We start from the raw sequence: 18,878 nt of genomic DNA, 5'->3' as shown, positions 1-18,878 counted from the left end.
TTCCCGCCCCAGACACGGAAAAGAGAGGATGCCGCAATGCGTATCAAACAACGAATCCTATCCCTGCTGCTGGCCGGGGCTCTGCTGCTGCCCGCTCTTCCGGGGGCAGAGGCGGCGGAGCGGACCGGCACGGAGACCGGAAGCATTTCCGCCACCTTGCGGGTAGACTGGCCCCAAAACCTGGAGGAGCTTCAGAATCGGGAGGTCCGGGCAGAGCTCTTCCAGGGCGGCCGTTCCCTGGGAACCCTTTCCATGACGGAGGAGGACGGACAGGCCCGGCTTGGCGAATATCCGGCGTCGGTGGCTCTTCGGAACAAGGACGGGGGAGCCCTGGGCGGCGGCAGCTGGCCCGGCTATCTGGACTTGAACGTCAGCGATCTTCCCCAGGGGGACTACACGCTGGAATTTACCGGAAGAGGCTACACGGCCTTCCGGCAGGAGCTGTCTCTGGAGGAGTGTTCCCAGCATGTGATTCTGGGCACGTCGGACGCCGCCTTCACCCTGGGCGACGTGAACGGGGACGGCCAAGTCAGCGCTCAGGACCGGGAGAACCTGTCCCAGGCTCTGGCCTCCGACGCCGGAGAGGACCTGGAGCGCTATGACCTCAGCGGCGACGGCGTGATTGACATTTATGACCTGGCTTACATTTCCAGGAACCTGGGCTCTGTGGGCCGGTCCGAGGTTTTGGAGACGAATTATCTGGCTCCCCCGGTGGACGCTGTCCGCCTGGAGGGTTCTTCCAATCTGGTTTCCGGCGATTTGGAGAGCCTGTTCCGGAACGACGGCGAGACCGTGACCCTGGAGTCCGGGGGAGGGCCGCTGGAATTCACGGTGCCGCTGTCCCGTCCCTCGGAGATGTCGGAAATTCGAATTATCTCCCCGGAGGGACCCGAGGCGATGCAGACGGGTACGGTGGCCGTGGAGTATGAGGACGGCGAGGTGGAGAATTTCCCCTTCGATCTCTCGCTGCCGGAAGGGTTCTACGCCATTGGCCCGGAGGAGGGCCGCAGCGTGATCGTCATCTCCCTGGGACGCCGGGTGGCCGTGAAGGAGATCACCGTCACCGTGACCCGCACCGCGGGCGGGGAGTACACGACGGTGGAGTCCATTCAGTTCATCCGGGATATTGTTCCCGAAAATCCCGTTCCCGCCAACAACCAGGTTCGGAATCTCACCGCCGCCGCCGGCAGCGAGCGGGTCAGCCTCCGCTGGAGCGAGCTGTCCAACGTCTCCGGCTACCGGGTGGATTATTGGCTCAAAGACGGCGGCGACCGGAGGTCCCTCCGGGTGGACGTGCCCCGGGCGGAGATCACGGGGCTGGAGAATCTGAAAACTTACCTCTTCACGGTTACGCCGGTGGACGGCTCCTGGGAGGGAGTTACCTGTGAACCCGTGGAGGCCACGCCTCAGCCCGCCAAAGTTCCCAGCCCGCCGGACATGGTAAACGTGGGCGCGCTGGACAGCGCGCTCCAGGTCTCCTGGAAGGCCAGCGAGAACGCCACGTTCTATGAGGTCTGGTACAAAGCGGAGGGCGATTCCGCCTATGGGCAGTGGGGCGGCCGCCTCAGCGGCACCAGCACCACGATTACCGGCCTGACCAACGACCTCCTCTATTCCATTTACATTACGGCGGGGAATGAGATCGGCGTCAGCGGTCCCTCCCGCGTCTACACGGGCACGCCGAAGGCGGTGGACTACAGCCGCCCCGAGGGAATTCCCACGGAGGGTGTGCTGGAGGGAACGGATATCCAGCGGGTCTGGCTGCGGGACAGCGGCAACGTGTCCTCCACATCCTATCCTGTGGACGAGCCCTTCCAGCCCTCCTACATGGCTGACGGAGACTTCCGCACCCATTGGACCTCTCAGTCCTGGGGTGACGGCAATTTCAGCCGGAATAAGCAGGTGCTGGCCTCCTTTGCCCAGCCCGTGGACCTCAGCAGCGTCATCTGGGTACCCCGTCTGGACGGGGGATACCGGAACAATCTGCGGGTTTATACCGTCACCGTCTGGCAGGAGGGGGACGATCTCAGCGGCCCCGGCACCCTGGTGGCCCCGGATCCCCTTCAGGGAGGTCTTGCCAACGACCAGCACACCTGGCTGAGCGTGGGGAACAATCCCGGCGCGACAAAATTTGCCGTGCTTCCCTTCGAGCCGGTGACGGACGTGGTGCAGATCGGCATTACCATCGAGCAGGTGGCCTATACGGCGGTGAGCCTGTCGGAGCTGATGTTCATGGAATACGATCCTGCCCGCTGCCTGCCGGACAACATCGCGGACCTGTTCGCCGATGAGCTGCGCACATCTTTGAGACCCGGCGTTTCCCAGACGGACATCGACGCCCTGCGCCAGCGCCTGAACAGCGACGAGCGGAATTACTATCTGAACCTGAATACCCTGGCCGACGAGCTGGACCTGGCGGAGGAGCTTCTCCGCGGACAGAGCAGCGGCGCGGTGATCAACGGCGTGGACTCCCGCAGCGGCGGTCCTGACGGCCAGACCTACGGCCAGGGAGGCAGCGACCTCCAGCCTCTGGGCGCCGCCGCCAGCGCGAAGCAGGAGATCACCATTTACGCCTCCGGCATTCCGGAGGGGGAGCGGCTTACCGTGTACGCCAGCCAGTATAACGCCGAGGCTTCCGCCTGGAAGATGGAAATCGGCGCGCTGCGGAACGGGCGGAATGTGCTGACTATTCCCCAGATCGGCAGCCAGAACACCCCCAGAGGCGGCAGCCTGTATCTGACCTACAGCGGCGCCAATCCGGAGGGCATCCGCCTCCACGTCCGCCGGGCGGCGGATATTCCGGTGCTGGAGCTGGCGGATTGGTACGCCATGAGCGACAGCGCCCGGCGGGAGGAGCTGGCCCGTTATGTGGAGGAGCTGGAGACCTACGCCGCCGGACTGACCGGAAGCGCCGCGACAGACTGCTTCAACGTCACGGAAATCTCCACGCCCACCATGCTGTTGTCCCTGCCCGCCGCGGCGGTGCTGAACGGCGCGGGCCAGAGCCAGGCGGAGCGGATTGAGACGATTTATCAGTCCGTTTTGGCCTGGGAGGACCTGATGCACATCTGCAAGACCACTCAGGGCATTGACCGCACCTATGAGTGGAACGACATGCAGACCCGGCAGAATATCCGCTGCATGCAGATGTTCACCGGCGCGTTCATGTACGCGGCGGGGAACCACGTGGGCATCGGCTATGGTTCCTGCGCGGGCATGGTCTGCGGCAAGCCGATCAGCGCCATGGGAAGCGGCGACACGGCCAACCGGCTTTTCGGCTGGGGCATTGCCCACGAGATCGGCCACAATATGGATAAGCTGGGCAAGGCCGAGATTACCAACAACCTCTATTCCCTGATGGTCCAGACCTATGACGGGAACGAGAACACCCTGGCGTCCCGTTTGGAAAAGAGCAATAAGTACGCGGGTATCTTCAACAAGACCGCCCAGGGCTACCCGGGAGACTCCAACGACGTCTTCGTCCAGCTGGGTCTTTACTGGCAGCTCCATCTGGCCTATGACGACGGGGCCGACCCCATGGGCTTCTATAACCGTTTCTTCAAGGCGTGGAAATCCGGGACATATTTCGGCGGCGAGACCGGCTATCAGGACAGGGTGGCCCGGACTGCCTCCGCAGTGGCGGACCGGGATTTGACGGAGTTCTTCACCCGCTGGGGCATGGTCCTCAGCGACAGCACGAAGTCGGCTCTGCGGAGCTATGGAACCGAGAGCCGCGCGGTCTGGTACCTGAATGACGCCAGCCGACGGGACCGCCTGAACAATGTCCCCCAGGGACAGGGGAGCGTCTCCGTCACCGCGGTGAAGTCCGGGGACAGCCAGGTGGAGCTGGAGATATCCTCCAGTCTCAGCCAGGGGAATCTCCAGGGCTATGAGGTTCTCCGGAACGGCGTGCCCATCGGCTTTACCAGCGGAGGGAGCTTCACGGATATCATCGGCTCCGCCAACCACCGGACTTATACCTACAGCGTCCGGGCTTACGACAGTCTGGGCTATTGCTTCGGCGAGGATACGGCGGAGGAAGTGCGGATTGCCTATGACAAGACCGTTTCCGCAGACTCCTACACCGTGACCCGGGAGGGGGATACCGTTGTCTTCCAGCTGACGGAGGAGACCCCGGTTTCCGGCCTGAAGCTCAGCGGAGCGGAGCGGCCCTCCTCCGGCGGCTTCACCGTTACCGTCACCAGCGGGGACAGCACGACGCTGGCCCGCTCCGGAGACTTCTCCGAGGGGAATCAGGCGGTGGACGACCTGGACAGCTATCTCACATACTTCCAAAAGCCCGGCGCGCCGGTATCGGATACCCGCATCTGGACCTATGACGCCCAGACCGTCACCATCACCGGCATTCCCGACAATGTGCCGGAGAGCGACATTCAGCTGGTCAGCTATGCCGGCGACGACGTGGCTTTCCTGGAGCAGGCAGCCGTGGGCGTGCTGGCGGAGGATTATCAGTATGGTACCAGTTCCAGCCAGGTGATTTCCGCCGGGACGCTGATTGTCGCCGGAACCTACCGGGGGGACCCCACCTATCAGACGGTGAAGATTGAGGGCCGGTTCGTCCAGACCATCCTCGACGGCGACGACGAAGTGCGCGTTGACGAGGAGACACGCTGGCTGGACGGCAGAGCCATACTCTTTGCCGAGATTCCGGAGGACGGCGAGGTCAGCGACATCAGTGACGGCCTCTTCCTCTTCATCCCCGACGTCCAGCGGGAGGCGGAGCTCCAAGGGGAGGTCAGCAGCTGCGGCGCCGAAAACCTTCTGCCGGCGCAGATGCGGGCGGTACTCTCCCGGACGGACCTGCCCGACTCTGCGGACAGCCAGCGGGTGACGGCGGAGACCCTTTGGATCAACACTCCCGGCGGAACCGATCTGCCGGAAATCAAATTGGAGGAAGGCGAATGAAGCGTTTACTGACTGGCCTTCTGGCCCTGTGCCTGTTCTGCGGCCTGCCGGTTTCGGCGGCCGGGAATGCGAATCCGTCCCTCTCCTATCGGGAGAGCGGCGGAGGCGTCCACCTCACATTGGAGGGGATGGACGAGCGAATTTACGCCGTCCAGCTGGAGCTGGTGCTGGAGGGGAATTGCGGCGATGTCCGCTTTTCCCCGGCGGGAGAAGGCGTCTACAGCCCGGACTGCCATGTGGAACCGGGTCAGGGCACAACCGCCGTAACCATCTACATGGTGGCGGATGAGCAGCTTTTGTCCGGCGGATCGCTGGGCTTGGGGACGCTGACGGCGGAGGGCAGCTTTGGCATGCCTGGCCAGGCGGAGCTGCTTTTGCTGGATTGGAACCTGGAGCCCATCGGCGGCGGAGCCAAACAAGTGCCCCTGACCAGAATCCGGGACACGGGAGGAGCCTCGTCGGGAGGCGGAGGCTCCTCCGGCATTGTGAATAAGCCGGCGGCGGCGGAGAAGACCTATACGGTCCAGGCCGCCTCTTCGGAGCACGGCTCCGTCAGCGTCCGGCCCGCCAAGGCGAAGGAAAAGGATACAGTGACGCTGACGGTCTCTCCGGATGCCGGATACGTGCTGGAGTCCCTTGTGGTCAAGGACCAGCAGGGGCGGGAAATTCTGCTGAAGCAGGCCGGCGAGAACCGCTACACGTTCTCCATGCCCGCCGGGGAGGTGGTGATCTCGGCCTCCTTTGTTCCGGAAAAGGCTCCTGAGACCGTTTCGATGGCCTTCCAGGACGTGGTTCCTGGGGACTGGTGCTACGATGCGGTGCGCTATGTTTTTGAGAAGGGGCTGATGAACGGCACCTCCGCTACCACGTTTACCCCCAACGCCCCCACCACACGGGGCATGATCGTGGCCATTCTCTACCGGCTGGAGGGCTCGCCCGCTGCGGGACTTTCCCAGTTCAGCGATGTGGGTTCCGGAGCCTATTACGCCTCCGCCGTCTCCTGGGCTTCGGCCAACGGCATTGTCAATGGCTACGGCGACGGGACCTTCCGTCCCGGAAATCCGATTACCAGAGAGCAGATGGCGGCGTTCCTCTACCGCTATGCGGTGTACAAGAACCGGGCCGGCTCTGCCCGGGCGGATTTGAGCGCCTTTGCCGATGCGGGGCAGATTGCCTCCTATGCCGTGGAACCCCTCCGCTGGGCCAACGCGGCGGGGCTGATCAACGGCGTCACGGCGAACACGCTTTCCCCTGCCGGGAACGCCACCCGGGCGCAGGTGGCGGTGATACTCAGCCGCTTTGCGCAGAACGTACTTTAAGCCCCTCGAGGCTGAAACAGAGAAACCCGGCGGACCCTGAAGGGTCCGCCGGGTTTCTCTCTGGAGATCTGTGCTCCTCCTAACATTTTCATCCATCGTCTCTGGCCCAGGCGACGGCGCAGCGCACCGCCCGGCTCCAGTCCTTCCGCAGGCGGCTCCGGGCCTCGCCGGAAATTGCGGGAGTAAATGTCCGTTGGCAGACCCAGCCGCGTTTGACGTCTTCCAGGTCCCGCCAGAAGCCGGTAGCCAGTCCGGCCAGATAGGCCGCTCCCAGGGCGGTGGTCTCGATGCACTGGGGCCGCTCTATGCAAATGTCCGACAGGTCCGCCTGGAACTGCATGAGGAAATTGTTGGCGCTGGCGCCGCCGTCCACCTTTAAGGAGCCCAGCTTCAGACCGGATTCCTCCTTCATGGCAGCGAGGAGGTCGTTGGTCTGATAGGCCAGAGATTCCACCACGGCCCGGATCAGGTGGGCCCGTGTGACGCCGCGGGTCAGACCCACGATGGTGCCGCGGGCATAGGGTTCCCAGTAGGGAGCGCCCAGTCCCACAAAGGCCGGGACCACACAGACGCCTCCCGCGTCCTCCACGCCGGCGCAGACCTCCTCCGTCTGGGCGGCGTTGTCCAGAAGCTTCATCTCGTCCCGGAGCCACTGGATGGCCGCTCCGGCGATGAAAACGCTGCCCTCCAGGGCGTAATGGATGGCGCCGGTACCGGCGGCGATGGTAGTAATCAGTCCCCGGTTGGAGCGGACAGCCTCCTCCCCAGTGTTCATCAGCAAAAAGCCGCCGGTGCCGTAGGTGCTCTTCACGTCCCCCGGGAGGAAGCCGCACTGCCCGAAGAGCGCGGCCTGCTGGTCTCCCGCCGCCGAGGCGATGGGGATGGACCCGCCGAACTTATTTGTGCTGCCGTAGACGTGGCTGCTAGGCAGCACCTGGGGCAGCATGGAGGCGGGAATCCGGAAGTAATCCAGAAGCTCCCGGTCCCATTGGAGTTTGTGGATATCAAAGAGCATCGTGCGGGAAGCGTTGGTGTAGTCCGTGGCATGGACCCGGCCCTCCGTCAGGTTCCAGATGAGCCAGGAATCCACGGTCCCGAACCGCAGCTCTCCCCGTTCCGCCCGCTGCCGTGCGCCGGGGACGTTATCCAGAATCCAGGCGATTTTGCTGGCGGAGAAATACGCGTCGGGGATGAGGCCGGTTTTCTGCCGGACGGTTTCCTCCAGTCCGTCCCGCCGGAGCCGCTCTATGCGGTCCGCCGTCCGGCGGCACTGCCAGACGATGGCGTTGCACACGGGCCGCCCGGTGCCGGCGTCCCAGACAATGGCGGTCTCCCGCTGGTTGGTGATGCCGATGGCGGCGATATCCTCCGGGTGGGCGTCCATTTTCTGCATGGCTTCCATGGTGACGCCCATCTGGGTGGACCAGATTTCCATGGGGTCGTGCTCCACCCAGCCGGGCTGGGGGTAAATCTGGGGGAACTCCTTTTGGACCACGCTGCGGATGCACCCGCTCCGGTCAAAGAGAATGCAGCGGGAGCTGGTGGTGCCCTGGTCCATGGCGATCACATATTTTTTTTCGTTCAACTCGTCCCTCCTGCGCCGCTGGGCTCAGCCCTGGAGAACGCCCTTGAAAAAGTCGATGACGCCCTGCTCCACCTCGTCCTTGAGGCCGCTGTAATTGTGAATCTCGTGGCGGTAGCCCTCGTAAATCCGGGTGGTGACCTTGTGGCCGGAATCCTCCAGCCAGCGGCTGACCTGCCGGACGCCCTCGCCATACTGCCCCACGGGGTCCTCGCCGCCGGCGATGTTGTAAATGGGGAGGTCCACCGGGACCTTTTCCGCCCAGGCGGGACCGGTAATCAAATCAATCATCTGGCAGAAGTACAAAAACGCGCGGTTGCTGGTGGGGCGGGAGAAGGCGTCGAAGGGGTCCGCGGCGTGGTCATACTGAACGAAGGGGTCGGAACAAATCCACTCGTTGCCGTACCGGACCTCCTCCTCACACCGGGCGAACATCCAGCCCATCAGGGCCCCGGCGGCGTTGGGGTCGGACTCCGCGCCCTTTCCGGCGTCCACGGCGGCCTGGAGCATGTCCATGCCTTCCTTCAGGCCGGGAAAGACGCCGGTGGTTCCGCACAGGGTGATGCCGGAGAGCTCCTGGCCATAGGCGGTGATGTAGTCCCGCGCGATGAAGGAGCCCATGCTGTGGCCGAACAGGAAATAGGGGAGGCCGGGATACCGCTCCTTGACCAGCCCGGTAAAGGTATGCTCGTCCTCCATCATGGTGCGGGGGCCCTTGTCGCCCCAGTCTCCCCAGGTGCCGCCGGCGGCGGCGGTTTTGCCGTGGCCCACGTGGTCGTCTGCCGCCACGATGAACCCGGCCTCTAAAAATTTGACGATCATGTGCAGATACCGCCTGGAATGCTCTCCAAAGCCGTGGACCAGCTGGATGATTCCCAAGGGTTTGGCGGCGGGAACGTAAATCCAGCCCTGAACCTCGTCCCGCTGGTTGAAGGACTTGAAGCTGATCTCGTGCAACATGGCAGACCCTCCTGTTTGTATACCGGCGTTTCCGCCTGAATTTTGTCTCCGTGGAAACAAGAAAATTATAGCACAGCCCGCCTGAAACTGGCAAGAGAAATGGAGGGGAATTCCTCTGCCGGCCGCTTCCCGCCTTGACTTATGGAACGGCCGGTCTTATACTGAGACCGATATCGCGGGCGGAGGCGCGCCGTTTTCCGTCACGGGTTTGGAGGAGAGAACATGGATTGGAGCACAAGGGAAGAGGTGCGGCTTACACAGGAGCTGGTCCGCATAGAGAGCAGCGACCCTGGAACCTACGAGGGAGCGGTGGCGGACTTTGTCTGGAACTGGCTGAGGAGGGAGACCTCCGCCCAGCTCTTCCGGGAGCCGGTGCTGGACGGACGGGAGAACGTCGTTGCCCGTTTGCCGGGGCAGTCCCGGGAACACGACCTGACATACATCTGCCACATGGACACCATGCCCGTAGGGGAGGGCTGGAAGCATCCGGCGCTGGAGGGGGAGATCACTGGCGGGCGGCTCTATGGCCGGGGCGCGTGCGATATGAAGGCGGGGCTTGCCGCCGCCATGCTCGCGTTTCGAAACATCTCCCGGCGGGGAACTCCGCTGCGGTACGGATTTCAGCTGATCGCCACGGTGGACGAGGAGAACGCCATGGCCGGCGGAGAACAGGCGGTGCGGGACGGCTATGTGAACCAGGGAAGCTACGTCCTGGACGCGGAGCCCACGGACGGGAAGATTCAGGTGGCCCACAAGGGCAAGACGTGGTTTGTCCTGAAAACCCACGGCAAGACCTGCCACGCCAGCATGCCCCAGGAGGGAGCCGACGCCGTGGCCGCCATGGCGGAGCTCATCACGGGAATCCGGCGCAGGGTGGAGGCCCTGCCCCGGCATCCGGAAATGGGCCCCTGCACCGCTGTTTTTGGCACCATCCAGGGGGGCTGGAATCCCTACATTGTCCCCGATGCGTGCGCCGCCACGCTGGACATGCGGCTGACGCCTTCCGTCACCAACGAGCAGTCGATTGCGCTGGTGGACGAAGTCATCGCGGAGGTTCTGGAGGCGGTCCCGGGGGTGAGCTGTGAGCGTGCGGTCACGGCCCGGCGGCCCGCCGTGGAAAAGGATGAAAACTCCGTCCTCCTGGCCCAGCTGCGGGCCGCTGCGGCGGAGGTGATGGGAGCGGAGCCGCCGGTAACATTCTTCCCCGGCTATACCGACACCGCCGTAATCGCCTCCCTGACCGGCTGCCGGAATTGCATGTCCTTCGGTCCCGGCAGCCTGGAACAAGCGCACCGGCCGGACGAGTTTGTCCCCTGCGAGGAAATTGTCCGCTCCGCGGCGGTGATGACCCGGCTGGCGGAGAGAATCTTGCTGTGAAGGAGAGTTCAAGAAGCGTTCCCCGGCGAGTCAGGCGGGTGCGCGATCAAAAAAACGCCGGCGGCGCATGGATGCGATTCCATGCGCCGCCGGCGCTGTAGACAGGTGTCCGGCGGTCCCTGCCCGCGGGTCTCTGGCCAGGCGGAAGGAGAGACGCTTATGCCTGCCCGGCCATTTTGCGGTAGGACGCGTAGCGCTCCGCAGCCTCCCGCTCCGCCTGGGCGAAAAGCTCCTCCGCGTTCCGGGGGAAGGTTCTGTGGAGGGAGGCGTAGCGCACCTCTCCCTCCAGGAATTCCTGGAAATTCAAAGTGGGCTCCTTGGAGTCCAGGGTGAAGGGATGGTCTTTCTTGGCGGGATTGTAGCGATACAACGGCCAGTAGCCGGAGTCCACCGCCCGCTTCATCTCGGCCTGGGCCTGGTCCATGCCCGCCTTGATGCCGTGGTTGATGCAGGGAGCGTAGGCGATGACCAGAGAGGGGCCGGGATAGGCCTCCGCCTCCGTGATGGCCTTGAGCAGCTGGTTGGGGTCCGCGCCCATGGCCACGCTGGCCACGTAGCAGTTCCCGTAGGCCATCATCATCTTGCCCAGGTCCTTCTTTCCACTCTTCTTGCCGGAGGCCTGGAACTGGGCCACGGCCCCCAGCGGCGTGGCCTTGCTGCTCTGCCCGCCGGTGTTGGAATAGACTTCCGTGTCCACCACGAAGATGTTGATGTCCTCGCCCATGGCGATTACATGGTCCAGCCCGCCAAAGCCGATGTCGTAGGCCCAGCCGTCCCCGCCGTACATCCAGACGGGCTGCTTGGCCAGGTGCTCCCGGTGGCGGAGAATCAGCATTTTCAGCTCATCCGCCCGGCCGGTGAGGGAGGCGGCGTCCAGCGCGGCGTCCAGCCGCTCCGACGCGGGCATGGAGGCGTTGACGTCAGAGTAGGTGTCCAGCCACTCCGTAATGGGGCCCTCCAGTTCGGGGACCAGCTCCTTGAGCTCCCGGACCCAGGCCCGGGTCTTCTCGCGCTGCTGCTTTACGGAGAGATACATGCCCAGGCAGAACTCGGCGTTGTTTTCAAAGAGGGAGTTGCTCCAGGCGGGGCCCCGGCCCTGCTTGCCGGTGGTGTAGGGAATGGAGGGCATGGCCGCGCCCCAGGCCTGCGAGCAGCCGGTGGCGTTGGCCCAGTACATCCGATCGCCGTAGAGCTGGGTGAGCAGCTTGGCATAGGGCGTCTCTCCGCAGCCGGCGCAGGCCCCGGAGAATTCGCACAGGGGCTGGCGGAACTGACTTCCCTTCACGGTCTCGACCTTGAATACGTTCTTCTCAGTCAGGGTGAGGCCGTATTTCCAGGCGGGGGAGACGGAGAGCTCCCGGGTCACGGGCTCCATCCGCAGCGCCTTCCCGCTCATGGGGCAGGAGGCGGCGCAGCAGCCGCAGCCGGTGCAGTCCATCTCGCTGATCTGAAGGGAGAAGGAGAGCCCCTTGGCCCCCTTGGCGGGGACGGAGACGAAGTCCCCCGGCGCGCCGGCGGCCTCGGCCTCATCCAGAAGATAGGGCCGGAGGACGGCGTGGGGACAGACAAAGGAACAGCGGTTGCACTGGATGCAGGCCGTGCTGTCCCATACGGGAATCTGGGTGGCGATGCCACGCTTTTCATAGGCGGTGGTGCCCAGGGGCATGGTGCCGTCCTCGTATCCGGCGAAGGCGGAGACGGGGAGACGGTCGCCCTGCTGGGCGTTGCAGGGGCGCAGGATGCGGCGGATGAAATCGGGGACCTCCTCCTCCGCCGGTTTGGGGAGATCGGCGCAGGTCTTCCAGCTCTCCGGGATGGAGACCTCTGTCACATGCTCCGCACCCTGGTCGATGGCGGCCAGATTCATCTGCACGACCTTCTCGCCCTTCTTGCCGAAGGTCTTCTCGGCGGCCTTCTTCATATAGCCGGCGGCTTCCTCCATGGGGATGATGTCCGCCAGACGGAAGAAGGCGGCCTGCAGCACCATGCTGGCATGGTCCCCCAGGCCCAGGCGGTGGGCGATGGCGTTGGCGTCGATGATGTACAGCCGGGCGTTTTTCTCCGCCAGTCCCCGTTTGACCGCCGGGGGAAGCTCCCGCTCCAGCTCCTGGGGCGTCCAGCGGCAGTTCAGAAGGAAGGTTCCGCCGGGCTTCAGCTCGGAGATGATGTCGTATTTATCCAGGAAGGACTGGTTGTGGCAGGCGACGAAGTCCGCCTCCTTTACCAGGTAGGACGAGAGGATGGGCTCCTCCCCAAAGCGCAGATGGCTTCGGGTGATGCCAAAGGACTTCTTGGTGTCGTACTCGAAATAGGCCTGGGTATACAGCTCCGTGTTGCTGCCGATGATCTTGATGGAGTTCTTGTTGGCGCCCACGGTGCCGTCGCTGCCAAGGCCCCAGAATTTGCAGCTGACCATCTTCTTGTGAACCAGGGGCAGGGGGGGACCCACCGGCAGGGAGCGGTGGGTGACGTCGTCCTCGATGCCGACGGTGAAGCCTGTGAAGGGCCGGTCGGAGCGCAGGTGGTCGAAGACCGCTTTGATCTGGGCGGGGGTGGTGTCCTTGGAGGAGAGACCATAGCGCCCGCCGCAGATGTAAGGCGCGTCGGGACGGTTGGCGTAAGCGCCGCAGACAGTCAGGTACAGCGGGTCGCCCACGGCGCCCATCTCCTTGCAGCGGTCCAGTACGGCCAGCTTTTTCACCGTCTTGGGCAGGGCGGACAGGAAGTGCTCCGCCGAGAAGGGGTTGAAGAGATGCACCTGAAGGAAGCCCACCTTCTCGCCCGCCGCGTTGAGGTGGGCCACCGTCTCCCGGGCGGTTCCGCTGACGGAGCCCATGGCGACGACGGCTCGTTCCGCGTCGGGAGCGCCGTAGTAGTTGAAAAGGTGGTAATCCTGGCCGGTGACGGCGTTGATCTGACGCATGTAGTCCTCCACGACGTCCGGCAGCGCGTCATAGAAGCGGTTGTTGGCCTCTCGGAACTGGAAGTAGACATCCGGATTCTGAACGGTGTTCCGCAGGGAGGGATGGTAGGGATTCAGGGCGGATTCCCGGAACCGGCGGACGGCGGCCCAGTCCAGGAGCTTGCCGAACTCCTCATAGGGGATGGTCCGGATTTTCTGAATCTCGTGGGAGGTGCGGAACCCGTCGAAGAAGTGCAGGAAGGGGATACGGGTTTTGATGGCCGCCAGATGGGCCACGCCGGCCAGGTCCATGACCTCCTGCACGCTGCCGGTGGACAGCATGGCAAAGCCGGTCTGGCGGCAGTTCATCACGTCGCTGTGGTCGCCGAAGATGGACATGGCGTGGGTGCCCACGGTGCGGGAGGCCACGTGAAGCACCGCCGGCTGCCGGGTGCCGCTGATGCGGTGCATCACCGGGATCATCAGCATCAGCCCCTGGGAGGAGGTGAAGGTGGTGGCCAGGGAGCCGGCTTCCAGCGCGCCGTGAACCGCGCCGATGGCCCCGGCCTCCGACTGCATCTCCACCAGATTGACGGGCTGGGTAAAGAGGTTCTTCCGCCCGTTGGCGGACCACTCGTCCGTTTTTTCCGCCATGGGGGAGGAGGGCGTGATGGGATAGATGGCCGCCACTTCGGAAAATGCGTAGGCCACGTACGCCGCGGCTTCGTTGCCGTCCGCTACGATGAAATTCGTTCCACTCATTTTGCCGGACTCCTTTTTTGTAATATGGAGGCATTGTCTGATATAGACAAAATGCCTGCGTCTCTATAGGAACCATATCACCATTTTGACGAAATGTCAATGTCTGTAAATCGGCGGAACCGGCTTGCGGAAGAAAATGTCAGAGGGGATACCACCCGGCGAAGAGCTTGATCATGGCGGGCATGAAGGCCATGGCGCACAGATAGCGCACCAGCTGCAACACGGCCACCTTGGGCGCTTCGCCGCCCTGCTCCAGGGAGACCAGGGCCATGTCCGACATCCCCGCCGGCACCGAGGCGAAGAGGCTGGTGGGCAGGTCCAGATCATTGGTCTTATAAAGCAGAAACCCCAAAACGTAGTTGACCGCCACGCAGTTGACCGCCACCATCACCGCCGGCAGCGCCAGCTCCCGGAAGTGCAGAATGTCCGCCAGGGTGATGGTCACGCCGATGTTGACCCCGGCCAGGCACTGGGCGGCCAGCTTCATCCCCTTGGGGAGATAGGCCTCTCCGCTGCGGATGTTGTAGGCGGCCACGGCGAACATGGGCAGAACCATCGCTCCCGCCGGAAAGCCGCTGAGCTTTCCCAGCGCGCCGGCAAGGGCGACGATGGCCAGCGTAATGGCCATGTGTTTTCCGTCCCGAAGTTTCCGGCCGCCGCCGGGAAGATCTCCCGCGTCCCGGCTCTGCTTTTCCGGGGCGAAGCGGGCGCAGATCCTGGCGTCCAGCTGGGGGAGAATCAAAATGGCGATGAGATAGCGCACCAGCTGCAAGGCCGTGGACTGGGCCGGGTCCGCCCCTACGTCCGCCGAGATCAAAGCCACGTCCGTCATGCCGCCGGGCATGGAGGACAGCAGCGCCGTGGCTGTGTCCACCGGCGCGGTGTGGTGAATCAATAGTCCCGTGCAGAAGGTGAGAAACACGATGCCGCCGAAAAGCTGAAGGGAGGGCTTTCCAATGCTCCGCAGCTCCTTCAGGTCGCTCCGGCTGATGCGCTGTCCGACAAAGCCGCCGGCCACCGCTTGGACGCAGGTTTTCACAAATCGGGGAAAATAGCCGTATCCCGTGGCGATCTGAAAGATTCCCACCAGAAGAATCGCCCCCGCCATGGCCCCGGCGGGCACCCGCAGCTTGTACAGCGCCCAGGCGCCCGCCGCGCCAATCAAAAGGGTAATCAACAGCCGTGTCAGCAATGGATTCCCCTCCTCACGGCACCAGAAGGTCCACAATCCGGCTGAGGTCCTCCGCCTCCTCCAGGGACAAAATGGCCTCCATAGACGCCTCCACCCGCTCCGGCGGCAGCAGCCGTCCGGCGCAGGCGCGGTATTTTTCCCGAAGCTCCTCCAGACGAAGGGGATCGTGAAGGGGATGCCCCTTTGAGAAGCGGACGCTGTTTTCATAGCGCCGCCCGTCCCGCAGGAGGAGGACCACCGTCTGCTGCCCGGCGCCGGAGGCCGGGGTGTCCACGATCCGCTCCATCATCTCCACGCTGTCCGCCCGGGTGATCCGGTCCTCTGCGTACTGCCGGAGCGTGAGCTCCCCGTCCAGCAGCGCCAGGGCGATGCCGTAGCTGAGGCTGTACCGGGCCTCCAGATCGGTTTTGGGCAGGCGGTAGCGGTAGGTGGGCTTATCCATCTGCAAGTCCACCAGGACCCGTTCCACCTCTTCCGGCCGGATGCCGTACCGCTCCCGCAGCTCCAGCACGGCCTGCAGCACCTTGTGGTGAGCCCAGCAGTTGGGATAGGGCTTGATGGTGATGCCCGGGTCCAGCAGCCGGGGCGTTTTTCCCAGGTCCTCCGTCAGTTGGCCGATCTCATAGCTGCCGGGGCCGCACAGGGCGTCCATCAGGCCGAAGCGCCCCTCCAGGGGCTGGGGATCGGCGGTAAAGCCCTCCTTGGCGAGATAGGCCGCCGTGACGCCGTTCCGGCTGGCGTTTCCGGCGTGAAGGCCCATGCCCATGTTCCCGATGTTCTGGCTGAGCCCGCCGCCCAGGGTGGCGGCGATGCCCAGGGCCCTTTGGGCGGTCTCCAGGTCCAGCCCCAGAAGCTTGGCGGACTGTGCGGCGCCCGCCACGGCGCCGAAAAAGCCTGTGGGGTGCCAGCCCCGCTTGCGCATTTCCCAGGCCTCCGCCGTGACGGCGTTCAGCCGCTGGAACACTTCATAGCCCATGACCTGGGCCGTCAGAATCTCCCTGCCGGAAATGTGACGCTCCTCTCCCAGGGCCAGCAGGCCCGGCACCACGGTTACGGAGGGGTGGGAGGGGCCGGAATCGTCAAAGCAGATGGTGTGGGCCAGAATGCCGTTGGCAAAGGCGGCGTTTTCCACCGTCAAACGCTGCCCGGTTCCGATTACCCGGCAGTTACCCTGGGACCCAATCCCCTGAAAATAGCGCCGGACGATGCCGCTGCGGGGCTCCGCCGCCTCCGCCAGAGCCGCGCCCACGCAGTCCAGAAAATGGCGCTTCGCCAGTTCGACCGCCTGGGGCGGAAGGTCCTCAAAGCGTACTTGCAGTACGTAACGCATCAGTTCCTTGGTGTATTCCTTCATGGGTCTCTCCTTTCTGTTTTCAGCCCTTGTCTTTTCACGCTGACTTGATTATAATGGGAGCGGTCATAGAAGTAAAATACATTATTTTCGGATAAACAATAGAATTATTCTATGGAGGGTCTTTATATGAACAACAGCGATTGGGAGATTCTGGTGACCCTGGCCCAAAAGCGCAACATCACAAAAACGGCGGAGGTCCTCTTCCTGGCCCAGCCCTCGCTGTCCTACCGGCTGCGCCGGATTGAGGCGGAGTTCGGCGTCTCTCTGTTTGACCGGGTTCCCTCCGGCGTGACGCTGACGCCCCAAGGCGAGCGGCTGGCGGCCTATGCCCAGGACATGCGCCTGCGTTACCGGGCTCTGCGGGACGATCTGTCCGACATGGCGCCGGTTTTGTCCGGGACGCTGCGGCTGGGCGTTGGAAGCGCGTTTGCCAACGCGGACCTGCCCCAGCTCCTGCGGAGCTTTGGCCGGCGCTATCCCGCTGTGACCATCAACCTCAAGACCAGCCGCAGCAGCCAGGCATACCGCTCCCTGGTGGAGGGGGAGGTGGACATCGCCATCGTCCGGGGAAGTCCGCAGTGGAGCGAGGAGCGGCACCTTCTGCGGGAGGAGCCGGTGTGCCTGGCCGCCAGAACGCCCATCCCCTTTGCGGACCTGCCCCGCCGCCCCCAGATTCTGGTTCCCCCGTCGGACACCCACGCCAGCAACATCCGCTGGTGGCAGGAGCACTTTTCCGTTCCGCCTCTGGTGCTGATGGAGGTGGACAACATGGAGACCGGCCTGCGGATGGTGCAGCAGGACCTGGGGTGGATGCTGGTTCCCACCCTGCTTTTGAAAAGCGCGCCGGACCTCTTCCGCCAGCCGCTTTTGTGGAAGGACGGCAGTCCCTATATTCGCCAGACCTGGGCGCTGTGCCGCTCCTCTGTCAAGAGGGGCAGGCTGGCCGCCGCCTTTTTGGATTTTTTGGTGGAGGCGGAGAAGGGAGAGCATCCTCTGGATTGAGAAGGCGCGGAGAATGGGCAGAGGGATTTTTCCGCAGGAAGCCGCGAAAGGAACCCGAGGCGGATTCCTTTCGCGGCTTCTTTTCTTTTCAGAGAGAGTGGGTGTGTTATTTAGGAAGGGGAGAATTCTCCGCCGTCAGGCCAGGTCCGGGAGGCGCTCCAGGGTTTCAACCCGAAGGATGCCGTCCATCAGCGCCTCCGCCCGCCTCCGGCCCAGGGCCGGGACGGTCAGGTCGAAGAACTTGTCCCGTTCCCGCTCCGGGGACAGCGGCACAGCCACGCTGCCGGACATATCGTCCACCTGGCAGGACAGCGTTTCACCGTTCTCCAGCGTCACGGTCATCCGGCTGCCCCAGCGCTGGGGATAGCGGCGGGTGAAGTCCTCGCTGGAGACTACTTTCGTGGCCTGGGCCACCCGGCGGACCTGGGGGTCCTCCAGCAGGTCCCGGCAGAATTCGCCCCGGGTTACCTGCCCCCGGGCAAAGGCGGCGGCACAGGTGAAGGGAATGCTGAATTTCGCCTCCACGGGGCTTTCCGGGTATTTTGCAAAGCCGCATTGCAGGACGCCCACCTCATAGGTCTCCACCAGAACGGAGCGAATCTGCTCCGGACGGAGGCCGTGCTCCTCCCGCAGGCGCAGGGCGGCGTCAATGGCGTGGTGCGTGGTGCGGCAGCAGGGATAGGGCTTCTTGTCGATCTTGGTGATCTCATAGTCTTGTCCCAGTCCGGCGGTGAGCCGGGAGAGGTCAAAGCGGTCGCTGACGGCGGGATAGAGTCCCCCGTCCTGGGCGTCCAGAATGTGGGCGGGACCGGTCATACCGGCCTTGGCCAGCAGGCAGGCGGACACGCCGTTGAGAACCGCCCGGGCGGGGTGGAGCTTCTTGCAGGTGGCTCCCTCCGCCAGGAAGGCCCACAGGCCGCTGGACTGGGTGCCCGCCATGCCGAAGGCGCTGAGGGTCTGGTCCTCGTTCAGGCCCAGCAGTCTCGCGGCGGCCGCGGCGGCGCCGAAGGTACCGATGACCCCCGTCGTATGCCAGCCCCGCTTGCGGTTGCTGGCCACGTCCATGCCCAGGCCCACCCGGCCCATGACCTCATAGCCCGCCGCGACGGCCTCCAGAAAGACCCGCCCGCCGGCGCCGAGAGCGTCGGCAAGGGTCCAGGCGGCAGGGATGACCACCGCGCCCACGTGGGACTTGGAGCCGGTGTGTACGTCGTCCAGCTCCAGCTCGTGGGAGAGGAGGCCGTTGCACAGCAGTGCGTTGAACAGCCCGGTCCGCCGGCCCTGTCCCCAGGCGGCGGCCTCGAGACCGTTTTTTCCCAGTCCGGCCCAGTCCTCATAGGCTTGAAGGATGGAGCGGATTTCGGGGGACTCCGCCGCCCCCAGCGCCGCGCCCAGGTTATCCAGCACGCAGCGGCGGGCGGCGTCCAGCGCCGGTTCCGGCAGGTCCTCCAGCCGGAGGCGGCAGGTGAAGCGGGCAAGCGCTCTCAGTTCCTCCGCCATGT

9 protein-coding genes and 1 pseudogene are annotated in these 18,878 nt (G+C 64.3%); 4 read left to right on the top strand and 6 right to left on the bottom strand.

Annotation, left to right across the window (positions count from 1 at the left end):
* Positions 1 to 36: 36 nt before the first annotated feature.
* Positions 37 to 4,926: a M60 family metallopeptidase gene (locus QZ329_RS00160; protein WP_295747064.1), complete on the top strand. Its 4,890-nt coding sequence runs from the start codon at positions 37 to 39 to the stop codon at positions 4,924 to 4,926.
* Entirely contained in the window at positions 4,923 to 6,245 is a 1,323-nt protein-coding gene (locus tag QZ329_RS00155) for an S-layer homology domain-containing protein (protein WP_295747062.1), read from the top strand. Before QZ329_RS00160 ends, QZ329_RS00155 begins: the two co-directional genes overlap by 4 nt.
* Positions 6,246 to 6,333: 88 nt before the next feature.
* On the opposite strand, the gene glpK is transcribed toward QZ329_RS00155, so the two are convergent.
* Complete coding sequence (gene glpK / locus QZ329_RS00150; RefSeq protein WP_295747060.1) at positions 6,334 to 7,830, bottom strand: glycerol kinase GlpK; 1,497 nt, start codon at positions 7,828 to 7,830, stop codon at positions 6,334 to 6,336.
* Between the two features lie 24 nt (positions 7,831 to 7,854).
* Entirely contained in the window at positions 7,855 to 8,787 is a 933-nt protein-coding gene (locus QZ329_RS00145) for an alpha/beta fold hydrolase (RefSeq protein ID WP_295747058.1), read from the bottom strand.
* A 222-nt stretch (positions 8,788 to 9,009) separates the two neighbouring features.
* Between QZ329_RS00145 and QZ329_RS00140 the strand changes: the two genes are divergently transcribed.
* Positions 9,010 to 10,164: a M20 family metallopeptidase gene (locus tag QZ329_RS00140; RefSeq protein ID WP_295747056.1), complete on the top strand. Its 1,155-nt coding sequence runs from the start codon at positions 9,010 to 9,012 to the stop codon at positions 10,162 to 10,164.
* Between the two features lie 157 nt (positions 10,165 to 10,321).
* Here QZ329_RS00140 and nifJ read toward each other — a convergent pair whose 3' ends face one another.
* The 3 genes and pseudogenes from nifJ to QZ329_RS00125 all read right to left on the bottom strand — a co-directional run.
* Positions 10,322 to 13,828: a pyruvate:ferredoxin (flavodoxin) oxidoreductase gene (gene nifJ, locus QZ329_RS00135; RefSeq protein ID WP_295747054.1), complete on the bottom strand. Its 3,507-nt coding sequence runs from the start codon at positions 13,826 to 13,828 to the stop codon at positions 10,322 to 10,324.
* Between the two features lie 139 nt (positions 13,829 to 13,967).
* Complete coding sequence (locus QZ329_RS00130) at positions 13,968 to 15,185, bottom strand: AbrB family transcriptional regulator (protein WP_365351160.1); 1,218 nt, start codon at positions 15,183 to 15,185, stop codon at positions 13,968 to 13,970.
* A pseudogene (locus QZ329_RS00125) lies at positions 15,094 to 16,350 on the bottom strand (MmgE/PrpD family protein); the annotation flags it as partial. The gene QZ329_RS00130 and the pseudogene QZ329_RS00125, both read right to left, overlap by 92 nt.
* 150 nt (positions 16,351 to 16,500) lie before the next feature.
* Between QZ329_RS00125 and QZ329_RS00120 the strand changes: the two are divergent.
* Positions 16,501 to 17,376, top strand: a complete 876-nt coding sequence (locus QZ329_RS00120; RefSeq protein WP_295747048.1) for a LysR family transcriptional regulator — start codon at positions 16,501 to 16,503, stop codon at positions 17,374 to 17,376.
* Positions 17,377 to 17,511: 135 nt separating this feature from the next.
* On the opposite strand, the gene QZ329_RS00115 is transcribed toward QZ329_RS00120, so the two are convergent.
* Positions 17,512 to 18,876 (bottom strand): MmgE/PrpD family protein, encoded by a 1,365-nt coding sequence (locus QZ329_RS00115; RefSeq protein WP_295747046.1) that lies wholly within the window; start codon positions 18,874 to 18,876, stop codon positions 17,512 to 17,514.
* Between the last annotated feature and the right edge of the window lie 2 nt (positions 18,877 to 18,878).

The organism is uncultured Oscillibacter sp. (assembly GCF_910579365.1).
Taxonomy (GTDB): Bacteria; Bacillota; Clostridia; order Oscillospirales; family Oscillospiraceae; genus Oscillibacter.
Note: the sequence above shows the minus strand (reverse complement) of the source record. Positions and strands in the feature narration are given on the sequence as shown.